Genomic DNA, 6,613 nt, shown 5'->3' on the forward strand with positions numbered 1-6,613 from the left:
GGTACGGGTCCGCCCCCCTGGTGAAGCCACCGCGGAGCCATGCCGAACAGCTCCGCAGGCCGACGACCACGGCGTCCTCGCCGTCCTAGCTTCTCCTCGCCGCCGGAGGGTCCGGCGGTTGATCCGCCCCGTCGCCCGGGGCGGGTCGGGAGGGAGCAGCGACCAGGTGCAGCCCCATCTCGTCCTGGCGGTGCTGATGCTGCTGGAGGGACCGGCCACCACGGTGGCGGCCGGTTCGATGGTCGGCGCCGGTGTGCTGGCGCTGCTGCCCGTGTGGCTGCTGGCCGTCTCCGCCGACGTCGTCGGCGACAGCCTGCTGTACGCCCTCGGCCGGAGCGGGCGGCATCGGCGCATGCTCCCCCTGCTCGCGCGGCTCGGTGTCCACGGAGCCCGCGCAGCGCAGCTCCGGGAGGACGTGCGTCGACGCCTCCCTCGCGTGGTGGTCGGCGCGAAGCTGGTCGACATCGGCGCCGTTCCGGCCTTCCTCGCGGCCGGCCTGGCCGGCGTGCCCTACCGCCGCTTCCTCGGCTGGGTCGCGTTCACCAGCTCCGCGCGAGCGGCCGTGCTGGTCGCCCTCGGCCTGCTGGCGGGTCCGCACATCGCGGGGATCACCAGCTCGCCCTGGGCCTTCGTCGCGCTCAGCGCGGCACTGGGCGGCTGCGTGCTCGCCGTCTCGCTCATCGCCAAGAAGCTCATCGCCAAGAAGTCGTCCTCCCTACGAACTCGAGGGGTTCTCCCGTGAAGATCCTGATCGCCGCCGACACCTATGCGCCCGACGTCAACGGCGCCTCGTACTTCGCCCAGCGGCTGGCCGCCGGCCTGGCCACCGAGCACGAGGTGCACGTGCTCGCCCCGTCCCGGAGCCGCCACAGCACCTCCGCGCAGGCCACCGGAGGCGTCACCGAGCACCGGGTGCGTTCTGTGCCGGTGCTGCTCCGCCGCGGCTTCCGGATCTGCTCGCCCGCCGGGTTGCAACGCCGCGTCCGAGCAGTGCTCCAGACGGTGCGACCGGACGTGGTGCACGTCCAGAGCCACTTCCTGGTGGGACGGGCGGTGCTCCGTGCGGCGCGCGCGCTGGGCATCCCCGTGGTCGCCACCAACCACTTCATGCCGGAGAACCTGCTGCACTACGTGCCCGGTGGCGCCGCCGTCCGGCGCCGGGCGCACCAGTGGGCGTGGCGGGACGCCGCCGGCGTGCTCGCCCTCGCCGACGTGGTCACCAGCCCCACGCCGTTCGCCGCGGCGTTGGCCGAATCGGCCGGTGTCCCCGGGCCGGTGCTGCCGATCTCCTGCGGGCTGGACCTGGACCGCTTCGCCCCCGGGCGCGACGGTGCCCGGTTCCGCCGGTCGCACGGCCTGCCGTCGGGTCCCGTCCTGGCCTCCGTCGGCCGGCTGGACCCGGAGAAGAACGTGCACGAGCTCATCGAGGCGCTCGCCCTGGTCCGGGCGCGGTCGGACCTCCACCTGCTCGTCGTCGGGGACGGTTCGGAACGCACCAGGCTCGAGGCGCTGGTCGCCGAGCGGGGCGTGGCGGGTGCGGTGACCTTCACCGGCGTCCTGAGCGACGCCGAGCTGCCCGAGGCCTACGCGGCCGCGGACTTCTTCGGCATGGCCGGCACCGCTGAGCTGCAGAGCCTGGTGACCCTGGAGGCGATGGCCACCGGGCTGCCGGTGCTGGGCGTCGACGCCGGTGCGCTGCCGCACCTGGTGCACCACGGGCGGACCGGCTGGCTCTACCGGCACGGCGACGTCGAGGAGCTCGCCGAGCGGCTGACCGCCCTGCTGGACGACCCGGCGTCCGCCCGGCGGATGGGCCGGCGCGCCCGGGCCGTCGCCGCAGAGCACGACCTGGGCGCCACGCTCAGCGCGTTCGTCGGCCTCTACGACGCCTGCCTCCGCTCCCGCACGGCGGACCAGCCCCGCCGCGATGTCCTGGTGCCGACATGACCGCGCTCTCGGCGCCGCCGCGACCCGGGCCGGCGACGGCCGTCGCGGCGGACGTCCACCCGGTCCCGGGAACCAGCAGCCGGTCCGCGCCGTGGTTGCCGGTCGTCCTGCTCGGGGTGGCCGTCGCCGTCCTGGCCGGGATCGGCACCGACGTCGTCGGCGGCGACACCCTCGACGGCATGCTCAGCGACGCCGTGCACCGGCCCGCCGGCGGCTGGTGGCTCGCGGGGTGCATGGTGGGGCTGGAGATCGCGGCGGCCGGTACGGCCCTCGGCGTGCACCGCCGCCTCGGGGCCGGTGCCCGGCGGACCGCGGTGCTCGGACTGCTGGCGCTGTGGTCGGTCGGCCTCGCCGCGGTGGCCGCGTTCCCCACCGACCTGCCCGGGCTCGACACGACGGCGTGGGGACGGGTGCACCAGGTGGCGGCCGCCGTGGCGATGGTGGTGCCGTCGGTCGTCGGGCTCCTGGTCGCGGCGACCTGTTCGCCCCCGGCTCGCCGCGCCCTGCGCGGTGCGGCGGTCGGCCTCGGCGGGCTGGGCGCGTCCTTCCTGGCCCTGCACGTCCCCGTCGTGTTCGCGGGCGCCGATCCGGCGTCGGGCATCGGGCTGGTCGAGCGGCTGCTGCTGGCCGGCACGGCGACGACCGCCGTGCTCGTCGCCGCGGGCCTGGCCGGCATCGAGGCTCCGCCGCCCGCCGCCGAGGGAGGTCTCCGGTGACCTGGCTGACCGACCTGCTGGGGGCCGTCCTCGGCTCCCCGTGGGTCTACCTGGCGATCTTCGGGGCGCACTGGAGCTGGGCCCCGAGAGCTCCGCCGGGCCGGCCAGCCGATGCAGTCCTTCAGGCAGTCGACGGGTATGCCGATACCAGAGCCAGGAGAACCCCCACCGGCCTGATGACCGTGGGGGTTCAACTCGGTGTCCGAGGGGCGACTCGGTACCTCCGCACACGCCTGCGGTCGGACACCTGACCCCGATCGGTCTGGAGCCGTCCGGGGCAGCCGCCGCATCTCCGGCCAGGAGAGCTCCGGCTCGCGGACAGGGACCGACGGCCCTGTCGCAGAGCCCCGCCAGGGGGGAGACTCGGGGGAGTCCCGTGCTCCGCTCGGACCCGAGTCGCGCCTTGGTCGGTCCCGACCGCCTCTTCCCGACCTGATTCGAGGACCTCATGACCAGCTCAGCACCGCGACCGGCCGACGCCGAGCGCTTGGACCTGCACAACGCGAGCCTCGACGCGTCGGCCGCGGCTGCCGGCCACTGCGGCATGACAGACCTGCACACCGGCCGCGTCTGCCAGGAGCCACAGGATCACGACGGCAGTTGCGCCTTCGTCGCACCGTCCCATGGGCCGTCTGCCACGACGCCCGACACCCGGTGAGGTGATGAGCCGGCTGGCTCCGGCAGGCCACTCGGCACGACAGCGATCGACCCCCGGTGGACGCTCGGTCACCCGATCGCCTTCGGCGGTCACCGGTGACTGCCCACGGAGGACACGACGCGGTCCGTCGACGGCCGCGGTGATGGGCAGCGCCCCGGGCGCGGCCGGCTTCGCCGTCCAGGGACTGCCCCGGTTCACCTGACCGTTGCCTGTGCGGCGACGACGAACGGGATCGGAAGAGCAAGGTCAGCCAGTCGGCCGATGTGGTCCTTCAGGCATCGATTGAACCCGCCGATGGCGGGAACGGAAGAACCCCCACCGGCTTGAGGCCGTGGGGGTTCGTCTCGGTGTCCGAGGGGGGACTTGTGTCCTCAACGTGGGGAAGGTTCCCCGTGGTCGAGTTGTCCACGGTGGTCACCTCCTGACGCGACCGTACAGGTCACCGCCTTGTCGGCCCGGATGCGTGAGACTGCCTGCCGTGGCCGACCAGCAGGACGAGACGACGTGGTTCCCGAGCGACAGGACGACGCCGTTTCTCGAGCGTGTGCGCGCTCTCGCGCCCGTGCGGCTCGGGCACCTCATCGAGCCTGGCGACACTTGGGAGACCGACTACGCCGGGTGCCTGCTCATGGTGGACGTGCCCGGCATCCCCGACGGCGGTTTGCTCGGCACCAGCAACCACATCCAGGTCGCCTGGGACGACGGTGCGCTCGGCGGCTATTGGGGGGACGTTCACCTTTGGGACGGCTTCGATGAGCGGGACGAGGAGGCGCTGGTTGTCCGCGGAGCAACGCTGACCGATGACGAGGCTGCGGACGCAGCCGTTGCATGGCTCGCGCGGCAGCTGACCCGGCCGCTGGACCACCAGGTATGGAAGCGGGGCAACCAGGTCGTCGGGCAGCGGTGGGTCCTCGCAGACACCGGACGCGAAATCGGCCGGCGGGGGAGCCGGCTGGCCCGGCGGGGGTCGCCCACGGTCGTGACCCGGCTGCGGCCGCTGGGCGTGTAGCGGCGGGGCACAGGTCACTGTCCGCACCGCAGGTCCACTCGCAGCGCCGAGCACCGTACTTCCGCTATGCGTGCCGGGTTGAGGTCGTAGACCTGGACGCCGCGCACGTCGGGACCGCTGGCGAGCAAGCCCCAGCCAGGGGATGACAGCGCGATGCGCGCCGCCTGGTCGTTGCCCTGGCCGAGGATGGCCTCGGACTGCCAGCGGTCGCCGCAGCGAAGGGCGAGGCGGTGGGCCAGCAGCGCCCGCGTGCCGGTGTCCAGCTCCACCGGCCGTGGCGGACCGGCGCGATGCGCCGGCCGGTGCGGGGGTTGGTGCCGCCGGAGACGACGAGGTCCAAGTCGGCCTGGGAGACGGTGCCGATGACGAGGGCGTGGACGCGGACCAGGCCGCGCGCCTGGTACTCCATCACCCGGACGACGCGGAGACGTTCGCCCAGGACGCGGCCGAGCTTCTGCCAGGTGACGGCCGCGAGGCGGCCGGCGGCTGCGTTGTAGGCGGCGGCGAGGTCGTAGCGGTAGGTGGCCTCGTCCAGCGGGAGGCCGAGGAGCGGGTCGCCGTCGCGGTGCCTCCGGCCGCAGCGGCAGGTGCGGACCTTGCCCTGCTTGCCGCCGCTGCGCCGCTGGGAGTGGACCTGGCCAAGGACGTGCGCGCCGGGACCGGTGAGGGTGACGAAGGTGGCGGGCAGTGCCCGACCGGTGTCCGGGTCGGTCAGGCCGGCGCGGATGAGCACGGGCGTCGGCGGCGTAGAGCGCTGAGCACGACGGGCACTGGGAGGCGAGCCGGCTGCCGCAGCGGCGCTCGACCGCCTTGCGGCCGAGTACCTCCCCGGTCGAGGCATCGACCTCGGTGCCGGCCAGTTGGACGGGTCGGGCGCAGGGGCCGTGGGTGCTGCTGTGGGCGGGTTCGGTGGCGGTCACCGCCGGGACAGTCCGGCGGCACCGCCCTCGCGCCAGGAGCCGTCAGGTCACCCGGCGCGAGGGGCGAACGTCAGGTGGCGAGCGGGTGCGGCTCCCCGGTGATGGCGGCCAGGACCCGGGCAACGTCGCCCACCTGGGCCTTGATGTACGTGGTGGTGGCGTCGGCCGGCTCGGCGTGGCCGGCGTAGGCACGGGCGATGCCGTAGGACCCGCCGACCCGCTCCGCCGCCGTAAGTGCGGTGTGCCGCAGCCAGTGCGGGCTGACGCCGTACTGCGCTGCCCAGGGCAGCGACCGCTGCCAGCGGTCGGCCAGGGTGTTGTAGCGGCGGCGGGTCAGCGGCGCGCTCTCCTCTTGGTCGCGACGCGGCCGGTAGCGGAAGACCTGCTCGCCTGGGTCCCTGACACCCCGGACGGCAGCGTGCTCGGCGAGGGCCGTGAACAGCGTGGGGCTGACCGGCTGCCATCGGGCCTTTCCACCCTTCTCGCGCAGGCGCACGCACAGCCGCGCCTCGTCGAGGTCGGCCAGGGTGAGAGCGAGCGCACCGCCTCGGCGCGCGCCGGTCTCCGCGTGGAAGCGCAGCAGGAGCGTGTCGAGCACCGGGTCGTTCCCGCCGGTGCGGGTGACCTCGTCCAGTTCGCGGAGCTCCTTCTCGGTGAGCGCCCGCCGCTGGCTCGGGGGACGCACCGGCTTCTGACTGCGGCGGCCGGGTTGTCGGAGCGGAGGCCGTCCTCGACCGCGCAGCGGAAGAACGCGCGCAGGGCCGCGACGCAGTTCTCCTCGGCACTGGCGCCACCCTGGCCATTGCGGCGCTGGACGGCGTTGGCGCGGGCCGACTGCGCCAGGGCGCGCAGCTTGCTCGTGGTTACCTCGGTGATGCGGTCGTCCCCGTGCTCGCGGACCAGGAGGTTCCAGTACGTCGAGTACGTCCGGCGAGTGCCTGGCGTGGCCGCCGCGAGCACTGCCGGCGCGTAGTCGCAGACCGTGGGTTCCGCCGAGGCTGCGCTCGGCTGCATGCCAAGGCCGGCCGCGAGCGCCTTGATGACGCCGGCGGCGGTCGGGTCGGCCAGCAGGGCCGCGAGGTCGTCGGGGGTGAGGGAGTCAGGCGCAGGCATCGAGCACCACCAGGGAGTCGAGAAGGGCAGTGGAGGAGAGAACGAGGACGCCGTCGGCGGGGGAGGCCGACAGCAGCAGAACCTCACCGGCGGCCCAGCCGCGGAACTTCCGCAGGGCGTCTGGAGTGGCGTCCACCAAGGTGGTGTGCGACGGCCCCGGTGACCAGCGGGCCCTCCACATAGAGGCGGCCACCGCGTGATCTTCTGGATGACCTACCACAGTCCTTCAGGAGAGCTACGCGATGACCGC

General features: G+C 74.1%; 7 protein-coding genes. 4 read left to right on the forward strand and 3 right to left on the reverse strand.

Annotated features, from left to right (window positions below; genetic code table 11):
• Positions 1–118: 118 nt before the first annotated feature.
• The 4 genes from G5C62_RS12355 to G5C62_RS12370 all read left to right on the forward strand — a co-directional run bounded on the left by G5C62_RS12355 (position 119) and on the right by G5C62_RS12370 (position 4,330).
• Complete coding sequence (locus G5C62_RS12355; RefSeq protein WP_164701234.1) at positions 119–742, forward strand: DedA family protein; 624 nt, start codon at positions 119–121, stop codon at positions 740–742.
• Positions 739–1,947 carry a glycosyltransferase gene (locus G5C62_RS12360; protein ID WP_206330610.1) on the forward strand — a complete coding sequence of 403 codons (1,209 nt, stop codon included), beginning with the start codon at positions 739–741 and terminating at the stop codon, positions 1,945–1,947. Before G5C62_RS12355 ends, G5C62_RS12360 begins: the two co-directional genes overlap by 4 nt.
• A complete protein-coding gene (locus G5C62_RS12365; protein WP_164701235.1) occupies positions 1,944–2,663 on the forward strand; it encodes a DUF998 domain-containing protein in 720 nt (239 codons plus the stop codon). The genes G5C62_RS12360 and G5C62_RS12365 overlap by 4 nt, the downstream gene beginning before the upstream one ends.
• Positions 2,664–3,799: 1,136 nt before the next feature.
• Positions 3,800–4,330 (forward strand): hypothetical protein, encoded by a 531-nt coding sequence (locus G5C62_RS12370; RefSeq protein ID WP_164701236.1) that lies wholly within the window; start codon positions 3,800–3,802, stop codon positions 4,328–4,330.
• A 14-nt stretch (positions 4,331–4,344) separates the two neighbouring features.
• On the opposite strand, the gene G5C62_RS12375 is transcribed toward G5C62_RS12370, so the two are convergent.
• The 3 genes from G5C62_RS12375 to G5C62_RS12385 all read right to left on the reverse strand — a co-directional run bounded on the left by G5C62_RS12375 (position 4,345) and on the right by G5C62_RS12385 (position 6,499).
• Positions 4,345–4,599: a hypothetical protein gene (locus G5C62_RS12375; RefSeq protein ID WP_164701237.1), complete on the reverse strand. Its 255-nt coding sequence runs from the start codon at positions 4,597–4,599 to the stop codon at positions 4,345–4,347.
• A 721-nt stretch (positions 4,600–5,320) separates the two neighbouring features.
• Positions 5,321–5,935 carry a site-specific integrase gene (locus G5C62_RS12380; RefSeq protein WP_206330611.1) on the reverse strand — a complete coding sequence of 205 codons (615 nt, stop codon included), beginning with the start codon at positions 5,933–5,935 and terminating at the stop codon, positions 5,321–5,323.
• Positions 5,936–6,349: 414 nt separating this feature from the next.
• The gene (locus G5C62_RS12385; RefSeq protein ID WP_164701238.1) at positions 6,350–6,499 is read right to left on the reverse strand and encodes a hypothetical protein; all 150 of its coding nucleotides are present in this window, start codon (positions 6,497–6,499) and stop codon (positions 6,350–6,352) included.
• Positions 6,500–6,613 lie beyond the last annotated feature (114 nt).

It is taken from the genome of Modestobacter sp. KNN46-3, assembly GCF_011039295.1.